Annotated in this window: 1 protein-coding gene; it reads right to left on the bottom strand. The window is 67.0% G+C overall.

Annotated elements, in window-relative coordinates; genetic code table 11:
• Window positions 1-104: 104 nt before the first annotated feature.
• Complete coding sequence (locus AB0N17_RS46810; protein ID WP_366017745.1) at window positions 105-650, bottom strand: transposase family protein; 546 nt, start codon at window positions 648-650, stop codon at window positions 105-107.
• Window positions 651-1,179: the final 529 nt, after the last annotated feature.

Here is a 1,179-nt window from a genome sequence, read left to right as displayed (position 1 = left end):
AGCTCACCCCTCTGAAACACCGGTGAGCGGGCGATGTTCGGGAAGCGGGTGAGGGGTCCTCGGTAGCGGGTGAGGGGTCCTCGGTAGCGGGTGGCGAAGACTTTTCAGTCCTTCAGATGGGCGATCACGCGTTCCACAGCGGCGCGCAACCTGCCGAGGGACCCGTTGAACACTTTGTCCCCTTCGGGACGTTCCCCACCCGGTGGTTTCTGCCGGCCGGTGAGCAGGCCCGTACCGGCGTAGCCCAAGTCCCCGATTGACTCCCGGCCTGTGAAGATCTCGGGGAGCGCGGACTGTCGCCAGGCGTAGACATCGTGTCGGCTTCCAGGCACCGGCTGCGCGCCCGCGAGCAGGTCACCGGCGAGGGTGGCGGCGACCTGGAGGTTGAAGCCGGTGTCACGGTGTTTGCCGGAGAACAGCGTGGTTCCCTCGCTCGTCCAGTCCCATGTCGGTATCAGCGTGCCGTTGACCAGGACGATCCGGCCGGCCGATGCCTCGGCCGGATCGGGAACGTGGGCTGCGAGGGCCTTCTCCACCATCGGCAGCAGCGTGGTGAAGCGTCGGGAGAGGGTGGACGGGCTGATGCCGAACAGTTCCGCTGCCGCTTGCTGCACCGCATTCTGCCGTAGTAGATACAGCACGAGGACCACCGACTTGTACAGCCCCAGCGCCCGCAACCGCTCCGGCCGTGGGCCCCAACGGGGAAGTCCGAAACTGCGCGTGCACACGGGCCACAAGCCCGGTCAGTTGCTCCTCCTCCAGCCCTGTCGTAACGCTCCAGCCCAACGGCCCTGCCTCGGTGAAGATCTGACGTCGCCGCAAACGCCAGGCTATCGAGCAGGGCCGCCTTGTTGATCAAGAAACCCGGGCCCGTGAATAACCCTCCTTGTGCCAGATGCCGGCAGCCAGCGGGACCAGAGCGAAGAGGCCGTGACTTCCGGCGCGGTGTGGCGACCGTGTGCCCAGGCGTCTGCAACGTGGGACTGGGCATGCCCGTCGTGGAGGACGAGCCCCCTGTGCAGAGATGTTGTCCCGCCGAGTGGTGAGGCGGCCATCGCGCAACTCTCCAAGCAGCGAAGCTCGTCGTCGCCGTAGGAGGAGAGGTCCAGCTTCTTGTTCGGGGACAGGAAGCCGCCCCCCATCGCCCACACGGCCGCGGCCACGGGGGTGGCCAGGTAC

Origin of the sequence: Streptomyces sp. NPDC051133 (assembly GCF_040682635.1) — a bacterium.
Lineage (GTDB): Bacteria > Actinomycetota > Actinomycetes > Streptomycetales > Streptomycetaceae > Streptomyces.
Note: the sequence above shows the minus strand (reverse complement) of the source record. Positions and strands in the feature narration are given on the sequence as shown.